The sequence below is a fragment of the Exiguobacterium aestuarii genome, from assembly GCF_020171655.1.
Taxonomy (GTDB): domain Bacteria; phylum Bacillota; class Bacilli; order Exiguobacteriales; family Exiguobacteriaceae; genus Exiguobacterium; species Exiguobacterium aestuarii_A.
In genome coordinates, this window is sequence record NZ_JAIVAC010000002.1 from 157,174 (window position 1) to 173,424 (window position 16,251).

The following is a 16,251-nucleotide window of genomic DNA, read 5'->3' on the forward strand; positions in this document are numbered from 1 at the left end:
TGTGTGACCCATCAATGATTGAGTCATCAATGATTTGAGGAGGCGATGTGCATGCGAGATTCCTGCTCGCTCCGTGATCAAATTCTCTATCACATCATCACCGTACAAAAAGAATTGGGGCAATTATTCGACTCTGAAATGGACGGGCTCAGCCTGAGTCGCTACGACATTTTAAGCAACCTGTATCACGTCGGTCCATTGCGACAGCGTGAATTGCAACAACGCGTCGATGTTGACCATGCCGCCATCACCCGACACCTGAAACAATTAGAGACACAAGGACTGATCACGCGGAGACGCTGTGAACAAGACAACCGTGTCATTTATGTCGAGTTGACAGACGATGGTCGTGAGCAAATTGCACATTGGACTGAGCAAAAAGAGTGCTTAACGGACCGACTTTTTGTCAACATGAAGGTAGAGGATCAACAACAGTTACTAGCATCCCTAACGATGTTACAAGATACTATTGACCATGAAAGGAAGACTACAATATGAACACTGCTACACAAAAAGACTTTATGGAGATTGTCAAAGGACGCCGCTCGATTCGTGTATACGATGAGAACGTCAAAATCTCAAAAGAAGAAATGACACAAATTCTTGAAGAAGCGACAACAGCTCCTTCATCACTTAACTTACAGCCATGGCGCTTCGTCGTCATCGATAGCGCAGAAGGAAAAGAAACACTCCTTCCACTCGCAAGTTTCAACAAACGCCAAGTGGAAACATCTTCAGCTGTCATCGCCCTCTTCGCTGACTATCAAATGGCAGATTACACAGAAGAGATTTTCGATACAGCGGTAGAGCGTGGTATGATGCCGGCTGAGGTCCGCGACCGTCAAGTCGACATGATCAAAGGCATCTTCAAAGATGCACCGAAAGAAATGGTCAAAGACAGCATCATGCTCGATTCAGGTCTTGTTGCGATGCAACTCATGCTCGTCGCACGTGCGCACGGATATGACACAAACCCAATCGGCGGATACGACAAAGCGAACATCGCTGAAGCGTTCGGTCTCGACAAAGAACGTTACCTTCCAGTCATGCTTCTCTCAATCGGAAAAGCAGCAGAAGAAGGGTACCCGTCAGTTCGATTCCCAGTCGACCGCATCACAGACTGGAAATAATTCAAAAGGTTCAATCGCTGAGGCGATTGAACCTTTTTTTCATCCGATATATTTGACGACTTCGTTGAAGTCCCGGCGTGTTTTCGGTGCGAAATCACGCGCCCGATACCCAAATGCAACCATGACCGAAAGTGACCATTCGCCTCGTTCCATCACACCTTCTGAGATGAGCAACTCATCGATTTCTTCTTGATTGAACCCTTCAATCGGGCATGAATCGATTTCGATTTGTGCGGCAGCCGTCATCATATTTCCGAGCGGGATATATGTCTGACGCTTGATCCATTCTTGGAAGACACGCTCATCATCTAAGAGACGATAGTCGTTTTCCTGGAACTCCTGTACCCGTTTCACGCGTTGCGCGTATTCTTCTTCCGTCCGGCCCTGTACACCCGTCACGATATGACGAATGTAGTCCGCATCGTAACGCATGGCTTTCGGTGTTCTTGCGAGGATCAACACGAAGTGACTGGCAGTCAGTGCCTGACCTTGCGCTCCCCATGCATGATCTTTAATTTTTTGGAGCAAATCTTCCCGACGCACCACGACGAATTGCCATGGCTCGAATCCGAATGAACTCGGCGAAAGACGTCCTGTCTCTAAAATGAACTCCATGTCCTCTTCTTTGATTTTACGATCCGCATCGAATGCTTTCGTCGCTTGACGCCAACGATACGCCTCTAAAATGTCTTTCTTTTTCATCGTGCTCACTCCTCCATTACCAAGATGACTCCATCATATCAAACCGATAAATCAAAAATCGCTCATGAAGATTCTTCAGCGGCAATCGCACCGTTTGTACGTACTGAAAAGGCGTCTCGTCGTTCAAATAATGGAGGTACTCATCCGCCGGATAATATAAAATCACATCGACCGGGCGAAGATCCGTTTCAACAGATTCGATGATGTTGGCAATCACTTGGCGGAAGACGTTCACTGAGAACGGATTAAAGAAGTAGAATCGATTCGCATCCGGTGGAATCGTGAATTCCTCCGCAAGTCCCTGTTCTAATTGAACACTTCCCCGATTTCGATGTTTCTTCGTATAGCACGCCCAATTTTGAAGTGCCTCCTCGTGAAACCCACCGTCCATCTCGACACCGATCGCCCGCACGCGAAACGTATACGCTAAATAGAACGGGAGACGTCCTTTGCCCGAACCAAAATCAACGATGGTATCTGCGGACTCTAACGGATACGCATCCCGAAGCAAATCGAGTGCCTCATAAGGTGTCGGTTCATAACGATGATATTCCGCCGAGGTTGGAAATCCTTGCTGCGGTTTGGCCGTCTCGATTTGTAACAGTTGCTCATATTGCTGTTCGTTCATGATGAACCTCTTTCTTGAATAGATTGGAAGAATGGATGCCGCTCCATTTCTCTCGTGAACGACGTCTGTTCCTGATAGGCGACATACATGACATAAATCGGAACCAATACTTTAAACCAGCTTGGAAGTAAAATGAAGCTTGTCACGCCAAGCGGAATGAGTCGAAACCACAAATTTCGGTGGCTCGGCGTCCTGAAATAGATGAGGATTTCCATCGTCCGCCTGACGGTGCCAAAGCGATTCGGTTTCGGTCGATATAGTGGACGTGTCCGCTCACTCGTCTTCTCGATGGCACCTGAGGTTGTCAGCAGGACTCGGTCGAATGAGGCACGCTCACGTTCCCCGATTTCAATCTCGCGACCGATATTCGGATGTTTCGACATCCATCCTTCCCCTACGTATAACGCAAATGTGACCATCATGCTTCCAATCAATACACTGAGTAACACCGACTCAATCAATAGCGCATACACGCCTACAAAAGCAATCAACACGACCAATAATCGTTTCATGAGATGGACGTGTCGGAGGCGAAGTTGATACTGAATCCATGTATGACACCAGGAGAGTAAGAAAAGTGCGGCTCCGAATGCGAGTATCTCGACAATGGTTCTTCCCTTCACATGTAGAATCGGTGCGACCAATAGAAGATAGAATCCGTATTGAATCAGATGTTGAGTCATCTGATATACGACGGAGTACCATTTCAACTGTCGAATGAGATGACGATCAGCTACAAGGATGAGGTCGGCGCGCTCCACCCAGACAAATATGCGGTCCTGCCACATCACCCATCCGAACAGGATTGCCCATAACAAATAAGGCACATCACGCAACCAATCGATATTCCCTTCCCATACGAGCCAGTAAGAATACCCTGCCCATATGAGAAGAGGAATGACGCCGTATAAGAAAATCGTCCAGTCGACAATCAGTCGGACCGTCTTCCACTGTTGTTTCATATAACGGGAGACACGCATCCAAAACAATCGTTTCGCAATCATCGGAGCGCCACATCTTCCATCATATCGAACAAGGTCATCCCCTCTGTTTCGAGTGCTTCACGAATCTCTGCTTTCGTCCCACTCGCCAAGAGTTGCCCGTCATCAATCCATACGAACCGGTCACACAACCGCTCGGCCGTATCAAGAACGTGTGTGACTAGTAAAACAGCGGCTCCCCTCGTGCGCTCCGCTTCTAACAATCGAAGTAATTGGATGGTGGTCGTTGCATCTAATCCGATAAACGGTTCATCGACAATCAATACATGCGCTTCTTGAATGAGCGCCAATAAAATCATCGCTTTTTGTTTCATCCCTTTTGAAAAAGAGGAGAGATACCGGTCTGTCACATGATCGAGTCGGAAAAGCTGCAACAACTCCTCCGTCTTTTCCTTCGACTCGACACCTGTCAATTCTTGTACGAGCGCAATATGTTCCGATAGTGTCAAATAATCGTAGTAAACGGGTTGCTCCGGGATGTACGCATAGCGTTCCATCTCGACGTTCCCTTTCATCCATGGAATCGTTCCTGTCAGACAGGCGATCGTAGTCGTTTTTCCTGCACCGTTCGACCCAATCACCCCTAAAATTTCACCTGATCGCACATCAAACGAAATGCCTCGAATGACTGGCTCGTTTACCTCATATCCTGCTTTGTCGATTGATACAATCATCTCTTGTCCCCCTATCCAAAACGAAATCGAATGTATTCTCCTTTATTTTATCCCAGTATAACCTAAACATTCTGAGCAATTGGGAAACGCTCCGGTTGAAGCGGTTTCGTGATGTAACACCCACAATTATTTTTTTCTGAAGATTGAGTGCGATTCGTTTACTTTAGCGTGGTAACGTGAAATGATAATAATAACAACTCTTTTAAAGTGAGGTGACGGTGTGTCTACCACGGAGTACGAACAAGCGACATCTATTTTGCATCACCTCTTTACCGCCTCTTCCTTTGTCGGAATTGATTTTGGTTCTGGCCCAAATCACCATCTCCTTTATTTCAGTCGCCAGGGACTAGAATCCTGGATCTCGATTGAGGGCCCGTGGCACGTTCACGCTACACAAAGCACGTTTGATGAAGGTGAACAACTCGAACAACTTATGCGGCTTCGTCGTGAGCGCATCCATCACGTACGCCTCGGTGACGAACATCCCCATCTCGAACTTGAATTTGAATCAGGTTCTCTCCTATTCATCAATGGATTTCAAGAACAATTTGAATGTTGGCAAGCAGGTGACGCACGACCGCTCGGCGGAGACGCCTATCTGTTGGTCGCGATGCCGCAAGGTGAGCTCGCGATCTTTGCGGATGGAGACGACGAATGAGCACATGGTTGGAGATTGTTTTGTATATGTTGATTGCCGGGGGCGTTAGCCTCGCAATCATCTTATTGCGAAAGATTACGAAAGCATGAAAAAAGCGGCCGAGGCCGCTTTTTTAGTCGAACAAGATCCGCTGCATCCGCTCTGGCGCATCCAAATAGTCGCGCATGACCTTTACATGTTCCAGATCATCAAACGCTGTCGGAGTAAGCCCCGTCTCGACTTGCAAAATCATCGCACCTGGATACGACATCAAAATGGGTGAGTGACTCGCAATGATGAATTGACTGCCGGATTGTACGAGTTCATGCATGCGCGCGAGCATCGTCAGTTGGCGCATCGGTGACAATGCGGCCTCTGGCTCATCCAAAATGTAGAGACCGTCTCCACGAAATCGATGTAGCATGAGGGATAGAAACGCTTCACCGTGTGACTGTTCATGAAGGGAACGTCCGCCATACGACTCATAAAATCGTTCAAGATCGGGACCAGATTTCGCCATTTCGTCCACATAACTCGATAGCTGGTATGCCGTTTCAGCACGTAAGAAAAAGCCATCTTTCGGACGATACGGGCCTCGAATCGGACGAAGCGCTTCAAACAAGGAACTATGCGTCGACTCTGTTTCAAATTGGAAGGAAGGTGCCCCGCCTTCTGGATTGAAGCCCGCGGCTACAGCCATCCCTTCAATCAACGTCGATTTCCCACTTCCATTCTCTCCGACAAGAAACGTGACAGGATGATGAAACGAGAGTTCATCGAGTGTCTGAAAAATCGGTAACGTATACGGATAGCCTGTCGAAAGGATTCGTTCCCTCTCTAACCGTACCCCACGCAAAAATAACCTCATGTCCATTCGATCCAAAATGTTGCCCCCTTCTCTGAATTAACCCCGTAAGCAAGCCCTTGTGCTTCAAGAAGTAGTTTCGTGATGGCGAGACCTAGACCATGTCCGTTCGAACGGTCTCCTTTCACATACATATCCCAAATCGAATGCTGGATGGTAGGATCAATTCCCTTCCCTTCATCTGTCACTTCTAATCGATTTGGCGTCAGTCTGATGGTGATGCATCCCCCAGGAGGACTCGCTTCATACGCATTTCTCAAAAAGTTCGAGAGAACCCGTTCCATTGCTAGTCGATCGGCTTGAATCGTTACAGGTTCCAATTGTAAGTCGAGCGTCACATCTTTTTGTCGGAACCACTCGGACATGCGTGAAGTCAACCGACGAATCAATTCGTCTAGTTGAAGTGACTCTATTTCAAGCGGAATCGAACCGGACGACAACTTTGAATATTCGAGCATCTGGTTGACGAGTCGGTCAATTCGGTCCACTTCCTCGGTAATACTTTTTCCGGTCGCCTCAATTTCTGTGTCATTGACGACGCCAAGCTCTAACAATTCCGCCTCGTTACGGACGATGGCGAGTGGTGTACGCACATCATGCGTCACCCCGGATATGAATGATTTTTGAAGCGCCTCTTTTTCTTGAAGCGATTCATTCATACGACCGACCGTGACAGTCAAATCTCCAATCTCGTCATTCGTCACATTCGGTAGAGTGATGTCATGTCGTCCCTCCATGATTGATGCGGTCGCTTGTTTCAACTCCACGAGCGGCTGCGTGAGCCGACGACTCATCCAAAATGTGACGCCGATGGCAACCAACAGTGCCAGGATAAATCCACCTGCTAAGATGAGATAAATTTGCTGAAACTGTGGATTCGAAAACGGTACGGGGCTGTACGTCACGATTTGAATATCCCCTTCTTCTTGTAAATACGTCAAGAAGCGGGTGCCGTTCACACTCACTTCGTCCTGAACCGCTAAGTCATCCGGGTCGAGGCCGATCGGCATCATGCGATGCATCCGTCCACCACGTTCTAGCTCGATCCGTTGCCCGTTCTGAAATAGTAGCACGTCTAGTTGACCTGGAATCCCACGTTCTTCTTGTATGGCCTCATACGCAATCACTGCCTCGCGCTCTAACTGTGCATATGTTTCGTCTTCTGCGAAGCGCCCGATCAATAATGACGTGAGTCCGAAAGTTAAGAGTGCCATCACAGCAAGTGGTAGAACAGCCGTCCACAGTAATTTCTTCATCAATCGATTCATGACAGTCCCTCTAAGCGATAACCGACCCGATGAACGGTCTTCAACTGTTCTTTCAGTGTGGGTGATTTATCACGTAATTGTTTAATATGAGTATCGACCGTACGCGTATCTCCGACAAACGTGTAGTCCCATACGTCGTCGAGCAGGCGATTCCGGTCCAACGCCTCCCCGACGTGCTTCCATAGATACAAAAGTAGTTCATACTCCTTGTTCGTCAGTCGAAGCGGATGTCCGTTCTCTTGTACCATTCTCGATTTGATGTCGATAGTGAGCGCTCCGAATTGAATCAAATCGGTCTGTTTGACGAGACGTTTCAGACGAATCTCTAGCTCTTTCAAGACAATCGGTTTGACCAAGTAATCGTCTGCCCCGAGCTCCAATCCGAATACGCGATCATCTGCCTCGCCTCGTGCCGTCGTCAAGATGATGGCAGGGGCGGGCTGTTGCGCTTTCAATGTCGGAATCAAGGTCCACCCTTCCCCGTCCGGTAAGCGGACGTCCAATAAGACCGCATCAAATCGTTGATGCAACTGTTGTTTCGCCTCACTTAGAGTCTTCGCCACGGTCACCTCAAACCCGGCATAGGTTAAAAAACGGGACATGCCGTCCGCCAGTTTTTGTTCATCTTCCACAACGAGTACGTTCATCTCATATCGCCTCCACGTCCATTATATCGCACACATCGAACGTCCCACCGTTTCCCAAAGACAATTTGCAGAAATCTTGCAACTCCCTCACAACTTCCGAAGCCTTCAGTTCTACACTTGAAGTAACAAAGGAGGAGATACACATGAAATCAACAAAACTTGCAATCGCCTTGGCGGGTCTTTTAGCCGTCTCGGGCACAGGCGTATATGCCGCGACGAATGACACGACGACAGATGAATCGACAACGACAGCATCCACACAATGCGAACGTAGTGAACGGGGTCCCGGTATGTTCGGTGACCGAGAAGCGGGACATACAGCCCTCATCGAGGCACTTGGACTGACGGAAGAAGAAGTGGATGCTGCTCGCGAAAACGGACAATCACTTCCTGAGCTTGCAGAAGAGAAAGGCATCTCAATCGAAGCATTCATCGATGCGATCATGTCGTCGCATGAAGAAAAACTCGCAACCGCTGTGGAAGAAGGAAACTTGACGCAAGAAGAAGCCGATCAAATCCTTGCGGACCACGAAGAACGTTTTGCCGATGTGACGAGTTACGATGATTTAGAAGATGCTCGCGGCATGCGTGGCGGACGTGAAGGTGGTCGCCATGGGCATGGGCACGGTCCACATCATGACGATTCATCCTCTTCAGATGACGATGCTTCAACAGAGAGCGACAGCAACGTAGAAAATCAAAGCAACAGCTTATAAGTCAAAAGGCAGCCACCGCAAGTGGCTGCCTTTTCATATGACGAGTAATAACAACGCATAACCCAACAATCCGATTAAAAACGCACCAAAACTACTTTCACGTTCAGCAGGCAACTCTTCTTTCATGACGTTCAAAATCACCCCTCCTGCTAAAAAAGCGACAACGATGGACAAGCCGAGTTCATTTACTTCTGCAAATGTACCGACTCCCCATCCTATAAGCACGGCAAGCGCTAAGAAGATGCGCCCTTGTCGATCGTAAAGTTGCTGATGATGCTGACGCAATCCTTGATCGACCGTGACAAAGTGTATGCCGAGCGCCACAAAGTAAAGGAACATCGTGCCATTCGATTGAAACTCACTTTCTGCGAGTACATACCCGATGCTAAACGTATAAAGCGTGAACGAACCGATGTGAATCCAAAATACATACGGTTTTTGTTTGCGTTTATTCGCCGTCGCGAAACGTTCGAGTCCATAGAAGACAGCTAGTCCTAACATACTGATAATCAAGATATGGTTTTCAAGGGAAGCGAAGACGTTATTCCCAATCTCTCCTTCAAGTTCGCGTTGATATTCATTTAACTCTGGTAAGAGATGAAGAAATACATAAGCAACAGCAATCCCGCCAGCCACTGACAAAAAACGGCTCCTCGGCACTTCACGCGCGTGAATGAGATTTCCTGAAAAAAAGTGAATCACGGCAAAACCGAGTGCAAACCAAAAACTTAACTCGAACACATAAGCCCCTCCCAGATTAAGACTTCTCTTTATGTGCTCTTACCCTTTCATCGTATGCTACATTCATTTTCGGTTAGAGTGCTCTTGTTTCTTTCTTTCTCGAATCTCTTTCTCCACTCGTCGTAACGCTTTTTTTGATCCTCGTGCAAAGTCGTGCGCTTCCTTTCGTTCTTGATACGTCGTAAACAACGTATCCAAATCATAGTCAGCCGGATAAAGTTCCGTTGCCCGTGCTTCTAACCGGACACGACGACTCGGCAACTCTATATACTCTGCATCCACAAACACTCGTACATGCCGACGCGATGCATCAAACGAATAAACAAGACCGACTTGATTCGTCTCGAGTAGACGAACACGGTCACCTTTTTCAAAACGCTCTGCTTCTTCAAGTGGTACCACTTCCACTTCTCGCGTTATTTTAGATTCATCGACTTTCGTAGTGTCATACGTTTTCTCGTTCATGTAACGAGATGCCTGTTTGAGAATCGCTTCCGGCAACTTCATCTTACGAGCGATAAATAAGGCGTTGCTGTCGCCAGACTGCCCCATGAGAAGTCTGTATTTCGGTTCGAGCGTTTCCGGGTCAAACTGCATCGCAGCGTTCATGAAATCTGGATGCGCTTCAGAATACGATTTGATTTCTCCATAATGCGTCGACGCCACAACGATTGCGCCCCGTTTATATGCCGCTTCTAAAATGGCAATCGCAAGAGCGGCCCCCTCATTCGGTTCCGTCCCACTTCCGATTTCGTCGAATAACAAGAGCGAACGTTTTCCTGCAGTTTGCATGATTTTCGCCACATTGTGCATGTGTGCCGAGAACGTACTGAGCGCCGACTCCAAATTCTGATTGTCTCCAATATCGACGAACACCTCATTGAATGTCGAGATAACCGTATCGGGATGGGCAGGAATATGCAGACCCGTCATCGTCATGAGACTGAGGAGTCCAATCGTTTTCAATACGACCGTCTTTCCGCCGGCGTTCGGTCCCGTGATAATCAAGCCGCGATAGTCCGTACCGATGGCAAAATCGAGTGGCACAGCGCTTTCTAAGAGCGGATGGCGTACTCGTTTCAATTGGATGCGCCCGGTCGCATTCACATGCGGTGTCACGCCATCGATGGACTGACTGTACTTCCCTTTGGCGAAGACCATATCGTACTGGGCGATGACGTCGAGCGTCGCCTCGATGTCAGGAAGGACTTCTGCCACCGCTCCTGTCAACGTCGCTAGTACTTGATACACTTCTACCGCTTCTTCCGTACGTTTGACGACGAGTTCGGCGTTCAATTTTGAAATGGCTTCCGGTTCGATAAAGACCGTCGTGCCGCGATTCGATGTGTCCACAATCGTACCTGCTACTTTATGCTTATATGAAGCTTTGATTGGAATGGTGAAGCGGTCTTGTTTTTTCGTGACGAATCCGTCTTGAATCATCTCACGATTGGCGGCGCTCTTCAAAAATTTGGCTAACCGCTCCTCGATGCGTCCTTCCAAAATATCGACTTGTTTTCGGATTCGTTTCAACTCTTTTGACGCCTCATCGACGACCTGACCGGCTCGAATCGCTTGCGTGATGTCTTCTTCGAGCGTTCGCCATTCGCCCATTCCGGCAGCATATGCGGATAAGAGTGGTGCGAAAAATTCATGTTCGAGCATGAATCGCTTCAGCTTGCGCGCGCCACGTAAAAACTCCGCGACTGCTTCGAGCTCGGTTGCTTCGAGTTGAATCCCTCGCTGTAGTTTCCCGATGATGGTTTCCATATCAGATACCCCGATGAATGGTACATGTGACGTCGCATCTAAAATCGCACGAGCTTCAGACGTTTCTTGCAGACGCTTCTTCACCGTCGCAATATGGCTCGTCGGACGTTGCTGTCTGAGTAGTCGTCTTCCAAATCCGCTGATGCAGAAACGCTCTACTTTTGTCATCAATTCATTGTATTGTAATTTTTCAAATGTTTGTTCGTTCATGTGTCTCTCTCCTCAAATTGTAGAATCGAGATACCGCGCAAACAAAAAAGCGTCGGTCGATGACGACCAACGCAAAAAGACAGACCGGTGTCTGGCAGTTTTTGATGGGCGGTATCTGTAACGGAACATGACGGCATGACAAAAAGACGTGTCATCCGACATTTTTCAGTTCGTTAGGCAGATACAACCTCACTCATCAACATGCAACACCTTTCTTCAATAGATTCGCCCTTACTATACAATAGATTCAGTACCTTGTAAAATTTTAGAGAACGCTTTCAAAAAAAGACTTGTGTCTCAAATCCACACATGTTATGTTGAACGTGAAGAAACGAATAGCGATCACATGTGACTGATTCGATCAGGCATGGGGTAAGACGTACGGTGCATGCCACCCGTCTATACTCCATGCCTGTTTTGTTTTTCCTCGTTTTGCGTTAAGAAAGGATGTAGAAGATATGCTATGGAATAAGTTCATGAATCGACACAAACCGACACTGCACTCGCCAATGGAAGGAGACGTTATTCCACTCGATCAAGTAGCGGACCCGGTCTTCAGTGAAAAGATGATGGGTGATGGCATTGCCATCACCCCGACAGACGGAGCAGTCGTCTCACCAGCTGACGGAGAAATCGTACAAATCGCTCCGACCAAGCACGCTATCGGTATTCGGACCGAGGATGGGGCTGAGATTTTAATTCACGTCGGACTCGACACCGTCGAACTCGAAGGTCGACCGTTCGATCTCCGTGTAGATGTAGGTGACCACGTGAAAACAGGACAGCTGTTAATGACAGCCGACTTGGACCAAATCCATCAAGCTGGTAAAGACACGGTCACGCCAATGGTCGTGACGAATGGTGGCGCGCTTGCCCATCATTACGCCTTCACATTCACGAAGGAAGCCGTTCCGGGTAAGACAATTATCGCCCGAGTGGAAGCGTGACTCCGAAACAAGGAGGACACATGATTAAGATTAAAAAGATTCTAAACAACAATGCGGTCATCGTCTCGGACGATGGGGAAGAAAAGATTGCGATTGGACCTGGCGTCGCCTTTAAAAAAGCGAAGAATGACATCGTGAATCCCCATAAAATTGAAAAATTGTTCATCATGCCGGAAAACGACAAGTTTCAACAGTTGTTGAGTCGAATCCCAGTTGAACATTTTACCGTTTCCGAAGACATTATTTCGTACGCAGAAAAACGGCTTGAGACATCGTTCAATGAACATATCCACATCGTCTTGACCGACCATATCTCATTTGCCATTGAGCGAGAGATGGAAGGCATCTCACTCCGGAACAAACTGTTGAACGAGATTAAAATCCTTTATCGGAATGAGTACGAGATTGGATTATGGGCGATTGAACACATCGCAGAAAAATTGAACGTCCAAATGCCGAAAGACGAAGCCGCGTTCATCGCGCTTCATATCCATACGATGAAAGTGAAAGGAGGTGATTTACGCAAGACGGTCAAACAGACAACGATTGTCCGCGACATGATTCAATCGATTTCACGGCGACTCGATGTATCCATTGAAGAAGATGACTTATCCTATCAACGATTATTAACCCATTTACGGTTCGTCATGGATCGGGTCAACCATTACGATCATCACACGATTGATGAAGACATGCTCCGCATGATTCAGACGAAATTCACGTCTGCTTATGCGTGCGCATCTGATGTCGCAAAAGAAATGGAAGAGACATATGGCATCGTCTTGCCCGAGTCAGAACTTGGCTATATTACGCTCCACATTCAACGCCTACAAGATCAACACCACCAAAAAGGAGGAAATCAAAAATGATGAACTTTTTCCAACGTCTCGGACGTTCCCTCATGTTACCGGTTGCCGTACTTCCTGCTGCCGCGATTCTCATGGGGATTGGTTATTGGATTGACCCAGTCGGCTGGGGATCTGAAAACATTGCAGCTGCATTCTTAATTAAAGCGGGTGCGGCGATTATCGATAACATTCCAATTCTTTTCGCAGTCGGGGTCGCTCTCGGAATGGCTAAAAACCGCGATGGTTCTGCAGCACTCAGTGGACTCGTCGCCTTCTTGACCGTCACAACACTTCTCTCTGCTGGCACGGTCGCCTTATTCCAAGGTGTGGATGTCGAAGCCGTCAACCCAGCATTCGGCAAGATTGCCAACGCATTCGTCGGGATTCTTTCTGGTCTCGTCGCTGCTTCGATGTACAACCGCTTTAGTCACGTCAAATTACCGGATGCCCTCGCGTTCTTTAGTGGAAAGCGTCTCGTTCCAATCATGACGGCATTCTCGATGATTCTCGTATCGGTCGCGCTCTACTTCATCTGGCCGGTCGTTTACACAGGCCTCGTTGGATTCGGGGAATCGATTTCTAAACTTGGCGCATTTGGTGCCGGACTTTACGGATTCTTCAACCGTCTCTTGATCCCAACCGGACTTCACCACGCCCTCAACTCAGTCTTCTGGTTCGACGTCGCAGGGATTAACGACATCGGAAACTTCTGGTCGGGTGAAGGTGAGAAAGGTGTAACGGGAATGTACCAAGCGGGTTACTTCCCAATCATGATGTTCGGTCTCCCGGCCGCAGCACTTGCGATGTACCATACAGCGAAGACAAAACGTAAAAAACAAGCAGCCTCACTTCTTCTCGCAGCTGCATTCGCTTCATTCTTTACAGGGGTAACTGAACCACTCGAGTTCTCGTTCATGTTCCTCGCACCAGTTCTTTACCTTGTACACGCAGTCCTTACAGGAATCTCGCTCTTTATCGCGGCAACGTTCCAATGGACAGCCGGTTTCGGATTCAGCGCAGGACTCGTTGACTTCGTGTTAAGCTCACGCTTGCCGCTCGCAAACCAACCGTATATGCTACTCGTTCAAGGTCTCGTGTTTGCAGTCATCTACTACGCAATCTTCCGCTTCATGATTGTGAAGCTCAACTTGGCAACACCAGGTCGTGAACCGGATGAAGTCGTGGATGCAGTCGCAAGTGAAACGACAGACGGCGAAACGAAAGTCGCACCGGTGGCTTCTGCTTCAGGTAACGAATTCTCAGTTATGGCGAACATGATTTATGACGGTCTCGGCGGTGACAGCAACGTCACAGGAATCGAGTCTTGCATCACACGCCTACGCGTCGATGTCAAAGACATGGATACCGTCAACCAAGATCAAATCAAGAAAGCCGGCATCCCTGGCGTTAAAGTCGTCAGCCCGAATCATATTCAAGTCATCGTCGGTACAAACGTTCAGTTCGTCCTCGATGAGATTGAAAAAATTCGTAGCCACCGCGCCGGATAAACGTCGAAAGCCACCTCATTCAGGTGGCTTTTCTTGTTTTTGTGCATAGTGTTTATAGAATTGAATGAAGTAATAGAGAAAAATCCATGGCAAGATGTATTGCGTAAGCCACATGAAAATCTTGAGTACTATATGTACAATATATGGTCCTAGTCCCAATAAAAATAATGCGACTAGTAAAGCGACTCCTAAACCTATGTATATCTTTTTATCCAACTCATCCACCCCCTTATTTTCCCAATTCAGTGTAACACAAAGAGCCTGCCCCAACTGATATGCTCCCCAATAGGTAGACAGATGAAATAACAAATCTGTTTATTCTATTGGGGAGTGTTTTTTTATGGCGAGAAGTCGGCATTCGATCGAACAAAAGCTGAGTGCGCTGCGCATGATGGAGGAAATACCTGGAAGGAGATCATGGAGACCCATGACGTCTCTAGGGACACCCTTCAGTTATGGAAAGTGAAATTCGATACCGGCGGGATCGATGCGTTGAAGGAGTCGAAGACATGTAAACTGTACACCAAGGAACAGAAGATCGCGGCCGTCCGTGACTATCTCGGTGGTCTCACTAAACTGGAGACCCTCTCCAAACATCAAATCAGTCACTGGTCTGTTCTTCACAGGTGGATTAAGAAGTATACTGGTCATAGCGAGTTAACAGATTCGAGAAAAGGGATGGATCGAGCTATGGCAAAAGGAAGAAAGACCACATTCGAGGAACGCATGGAAATCGTCAGGTATTGCCTGGACAATGGACGGAACTATCAACGGACGGCCGAGGTATTCGCCGTGTCGTACCAACAGGTCTATGGCTGGACGAAAAAATATGACGCCGACGGCGTGCACGGGCTCGAGGACCGGCGTGGACGGACGAAGCAAGAAGAGGAACTGACCAACGAGGAGAAGCTCGAACGTCGCATCCAACAGATCGAGCGGGAGAACGAGCGCCTTCGGGCCGAGAACCTGTTCCTAAAAAAGTTAGAGGAGATCGAGAGGAGAGGTTGATCAGCCAGATCCGGCTACAATTGCGTTACACGGCCATCAAGGAAATGTCGACAATGGACGCGTTCTCCGTCGTGCTCCTGTGTGAGATCGCTCAGGTCTCACGGGCCGCCTACTATAAATGGTTGAAGCGTACCGTCTCGGTACGCGAGGAAGAGAACATGAGCCTACTGGAGGACATCCGCCTCCTCTACGACCAGGTGAACGGGACCTACGGCTATCGACGGATCACCATGACGGTCAACCGCAGACGACACCAGCATGGCCTGCCGGCATACAACGAGAAGCGCATCTATCGTCTCATGCGCATCCATGAGATTCGTTCGGTCATCCGCCAGAAGCGCAAACGGTACAAAAAGTCGTCTCCACAGCATGTGGCCGAGAACCTGATGAACCGGGAATTCAGCGCGTCCCGACCGGACGAGAAATGGTGCACCGACGTCACCGAGTTCAAATATGGCGCCGGGAAGAAGGCGTATCTGAGCGCAATCATTGACCTCTATGACGGCTCGATCGTCGCCTATCGCGTCGGGAAGTCCAACAACAACGGACTCGTCTTCCAGACGATGATGCCAGCGATTGCGGGGCTCCGTACAGGAGCGAGTCCGATGATCCATAGTGACCGAGGATATCAATACACATCGAAAGGGTTCAAACGCATAATAGAAGACGCAGGACTGACCCACAGCATGTCCCGGGTCGGACGTTGCATCGACAACGCCCCAATCGAGAGCTTTTGGGGTACCCTGAAAGTCGAGATGTACTACCTGCGTGAGTTTCAGGCCTATAGCGAACTCACGTCGGCCATCGAGGCCTACATATCGTTCTACAACCATGACCGTTTCCAGAAACGGCTAAACGGCTTGAGCCCTGTCGAATACAGGTCTCAAGCCGCCTAGTTTGGTTTTTATTATTTGCCCTGTCTACTTGACGGGGAGCAGTTCAAACCGGACA

At 48.3% G+C, this 16,251-nt stretch carries 16 protein-coding genes and 1 pseudogene; 8 read left to right on the forward strand and 9 right to left on the reverse strand.

Going from position 1 to position 16,251, the window contains the following annotated elements; all coding sequences use genetic code 11:
* Positions 1 to 51: 51 nt before the first annotated feature.
* Together LCM29_RS11775 and LCM29_RS11780 are read left to right on the forward strand one after the other, a co-directional pair.
* Positions 52 to 498 carry a MarR family winged helix-turn-helix transcriptional regulator gene (locus LCM29_RS11775; RefSeq protein WP_078146066.1) on the forward strand — a complete coding sequence of 149 codons (447 nt, stop codon included), beginning with the start codon at positions 52 to 54 and terminating at the stop codon, positions 496 to 498.
* Complete coding sequence (locus LCM29_RS11780) at positions 495 to 1,130, forward strand: nitroreductase family protein (protein WP_074036693.1); 636 nt, start codon at positions 495 to 497, stop codon at positions 1,128 to 1,130. The genes LCM29_RS11775 and LCM29_RS11780 overlap by 4 nt, the downstream gene beginning before the upstream one ends.
* A gap of 39 nt (positions 1,131 to 1,169) precedes the next feature.
* On the opposite strand, the gene LCM29_RS11785 is transcribed toward LCM29_RS11780, so the two are convergent.
* The 4 genes from LCM29_RS11785 to LCM29_RS11800 are packed head-to-tail and all read right to left on the reverse strand — an operon-like array spanning position 1,170 to position 4,135.
* Positions 1,170 to 1,832, reverse strand: a complete 663-nt coding sequence (locus LCM29_RS11785) for an NAD(P)H-dependent oxidoreductase (protein WP_015880376.1) — start codon at positions 1,830 to 1,832, stop codon at positions 1,170 to 1,172.
* Between the two features lie 16 nt (positions 1,833 to 1,848).
* Complete coding sequence (locus LCM29_RS11790) at positions 1,849 to 2,460, reverse strand: SAM-dependent methyltransferase (RefSeq protein WP_224863010.1); 612 nt, start codon at positions 2,458 to 2,460, stop codon at positions 1,849 to 1,851.
* Positions 2,457 to 3,464, reverse strand: coding sequence for an ABC transporter permease (locus LCM29_RS11795; RefSeq protein WP_224863012.1), 1,008 nt, complete (start codon positions 3,462 to 3,464; stop codon positions 2,457 to 2,459). The genes LCM29_RS11790 and LCM29_RS11795 overlap by 4 nt, the downstream gene beginning before the upstream one ends.
* Positions 3,461 to 4,135, reverse strand: a complete 675-nt coding sequence (locus tag LCM29_RS11800; RefSeq protein ID WP_224863015.1) for an ABC transporter ATP-binding protein — start codon at positions 4,133 to 4,135, stop codon at positions 3,461 to 3,463. The genes LCM29_RS11795 and LCM29_RS11800 overlap by 4 nt, the downstream gene beginning before the upstream one ends.
* Positions 4,136 to 4,355: 220 nt before the next feature.
* On the opposite strand from LCM29_RS11800, the gene LCM29_RS11805 reads away from it, so the two are divergent.
* On the forward strand, positions 4,356 to 4,793 hold the full coding sequence (locus LCM29_RS11805) for a hypothetical protein (protein WP_214695728.1): 438 nt from the start codon (positions 4,356 to 4,358) through the stop codon (positions 4,791 to 4,793).
* A gap of 112 nt (positions 4,794 to 4,905) precedes the next feature.
* Here the strand turns inward: LCM29_RS11805 and LCM29_RS11810 are convergent, their stop codons facing one another.
* Genes LCM29_RS11810 through LCM29_RS11820 form a run of 3 tightly spaced genes read right to left on the reverse strand, consistent with a single transcriptional unit; the run spans position 4,906 to position 7,552 of the window.
* Positions 4,906 to 5,646, reverse strand: coding sequence for an AAA family ATPase (locus tag LCM29_RS11810; protein ID WP_224863198.1), 741 nt, complete (start codon positions 5,644 to 5,646; stop codon positions 4,906 to 4,908).
* Positions 5,637 to 6,905: a sensor histidine kinase gene (locus LCM29_RS11815; protein ID WP_224863017.1), complete on the reverse strand. Its 1,269-nt coding sequence runs from the start codon at positions 6,903 to 6,905 to the stop codon at positions 5,637 to 5,639. Before LCM29_RS11815 ends, LCM29_RS11810 begins: the two co-directional genes overlap by 10 nt.
* On the reverse strand, positions 6,902 to 7,552 hold the full coding sequence (locus LCM29_RS11820; protein ID WP_224863020.1) for a response regulator transcription factor: 651 nt from the start codon (positions 7,550 to 7,552) through the stop codon (positions 6,902 to 6,904). The genes LCM29_RS11815 and LCM29_RS11820 overlap by 4 nt, the downstream gene beginning before the upstream one ends.
* Positions 7,553 to 7,695: 143 nt before the next feature.
* Here LCM29_RS11820 and LCM29_RS11825 point away from each other — a divergent pair, with 143 nt between their 5' ends.
* Positions 7,696 to 8,268 carry a hypothetical protein gene (locus tag LCM29_RS11825; RefSeq protein WP_224863022.1) on the forward strand — a complete coding sequence of 191 codons (573 nt, stop codon included), beginning with the start codon at positions 7,696 to 7,698 and terminating at the stop codon, positions 8,266 to 8,268.
* Positions 8,269 to 8,301: 33 nt separating this feature from the next.
* On the opposite strand, the gene LCM29_RS11830 is transcribed toward LCM29_RS11825, so the two are convergent.
* The gene (locus LCM29_RS11830; protein WP_224863024.1) at positions 8,302 to 9,009 is read right to left on the reverse strand and encodes a hypothetical protein; all 708 of its coding nucleotides are present in this window, start codon (positions 9,007 to 9,009) and stop codon (positions 8,302 to 8,304) included.
* A gap of 63 nt (positions 9,010 to 9,072) precedes the next feature.
* Positions 9,073 to 10,989: an endonuclease MutS2 gene (locus LCM29_RS11835; RefSeq protein ID WP_224863026.1), complete on the reverse strand. Its 1,917-nt coding sequence runs from the start codon at positions 10,987 to 10,989 to the stop codon at positions 9,073 to 9,075.
* Between the two features lie 458 nt (positions 10,990 to 11,447).
* Between LCM29_RS11835 and LCM29_RS11840 the strand changes: the two genes are divergently transcribed.
* The 4 genes and pseudogenes from LCM29_RS11840 (at position 11,448) to LCM29_RS11855 (ending at position 16,196) form a co-directional block, all read left to right on the forward strand.
* Positions 11,448 to 11,936 carry a PTS glucose transporter subunit IIA gene (locus LCM29_RS11840; protein WP_224863028.1) on the forward strand — a complete coding sequence of 163 codons (489 nt, stop codon included), beginning with the start codon at positions 11,448 to 11,450 and terminating at the stop codon, positions 11,934 to 11,936.
* Between the two features lie 20 nt (positions 11,937 to 11,956).
* Positions 11,957 to 12,805, forward strand: a complete 849-nt coding sequence (locus LCM29_RS11845) for a PRD domain-containing protein (protein WP_251129926.1) — start codon at positions 11,957 to 11,959, stop codon at positions 12,803 to 12,805.
* On the forward strand, positions 12,802 to 14,292 hold the full coding sequence (gene nagE, locus LCM29_RS11850; RefSeq protein ID WP_224863030.1) for an N-acetylglucosamine-specific PTS transporter subunit IIBC: 1,491 nt from the start codon (positions 12,802 to 12,804) through the stop codon (positions 14,290 to 14,292). The genes LCM29_RS11845 and nagE overlap by 4 nt, the downstream gene beginning before the upstream one ends.
* A gap of 340 nt (positions 14,293 to 14,632) precedes the next feature.
* Positions 14,633 to 16,196: pseudogene (locus LCM29_RS11855) on the forward strand (IS3 family transposase).
* The last annotated feature ends 55 nt before the right edge of the window (positions 16,197 to 16,251 follow it).

What these genes read in the sequence shown, in the direction of transcription:
- LCM29_RS11775 (WP_078146066.1), top strand. Translation starts at nt 52, where the DNA reads ATGCGAGATTCCTGCTCGCTCCGTGATCAAATTCTCTATCACATCATC.
- LCM29_RS11780 (WP_074036693.1), top strand. Translation starts at nt 495, where the DNA reads ATGAACACTGCTACACAAAAAGACTTTATGGAGATTGTCAAAGGACGC.
- LCM29_RS11785 (WP_015880376.1), bottom strand. Translation starts at nt 1,832, where the DNA reads ATGAAAAAGAAAGACATTTTAGAGGCGTATCGTTGGCGTCAAGCGACG.
- LCM29_RS11790 (WP_224863010.1), bottom strand. Translation starts at nt 2,460, where the DNA reads ATGAACGAACAGCAATATGAGCAACTGTTACAAATCGAGACGGCCAAA.
- LCM29_RS11795 (WP_224863012.1), bottom strand. Translation starts at nt 3,464, where the DNA reads ATGATTGCGAAACGATTGTTTTGGATGCGTGTCTCCCGTTATATGAAA.
- LCM29_RS11800 (WP_224863015.1), bottom strand. Translation starts at nt 4,135, where the DNA reads ATGATTGTATCAATCGACAAAGCAGGATATGAGGTAAACGAGCCAGTC.
- LCM29_RS11810 (WP_224863198.1), bottom strand. Translation starts at nt 5,646, where the DNA reads ATGGACATGAGGTTATTTTTGCGTGGGGTACGGTTAGAGAGGGAACGA.
- LCM29_RS11815 (WP_224863017.1), bottom strand. Translation starts at nt 6,905, where the DNA reads ATGAATCGATTGATGAAGAAATTACTGTGGACGGCTGTTCTACCACTT.
- LCM29_RS11820 (WP_224863020.1), bottom strand. Translation starts at nt 7,552, where the DNA reads ATGAACGTACTCGTTGTGGAAGATGAACAAAAACTGGCGGACGGCATG.
- LCM29_RS11825 (WP_224863022.1), top strand. Translation starts at nt 7,696, where the DNA reads ATGAAATCAACAAAACTTGCAATCGCCTTGGCGGGTCTTTTAGCCGTC.
- LCM29_RS11835 (WP_224863026.1), bottom strand. Translation starts at nt 10,989, where the DNA reads ATGAACGAACAAACATTTGAAAAATTACAATACAATGAATTGATGACA.
- LCM29_RS11840 (WP_224863028.1), top strand. Translation starts at nt 11,448, where the DNA reads ATGCTATGGAATAAGTTCATGAATCGACACAAACCGACACTGCACTCG.
- LCM29_RS11845 (WP_251129926.1), top strand. Translation starts at nt 11,957, where the DNA reads ATGATTAAGATTAAAAAGATTCTAAACAACAATGCGGTCATCGTCTCG.
- nagE (WP_224863030.1), top strand. Translation starts at nt 12,802, where the DNA reads ATGATGAACTTTTTCCAACGTCTCGGACGTTCCCTCATGTTACCGGTT.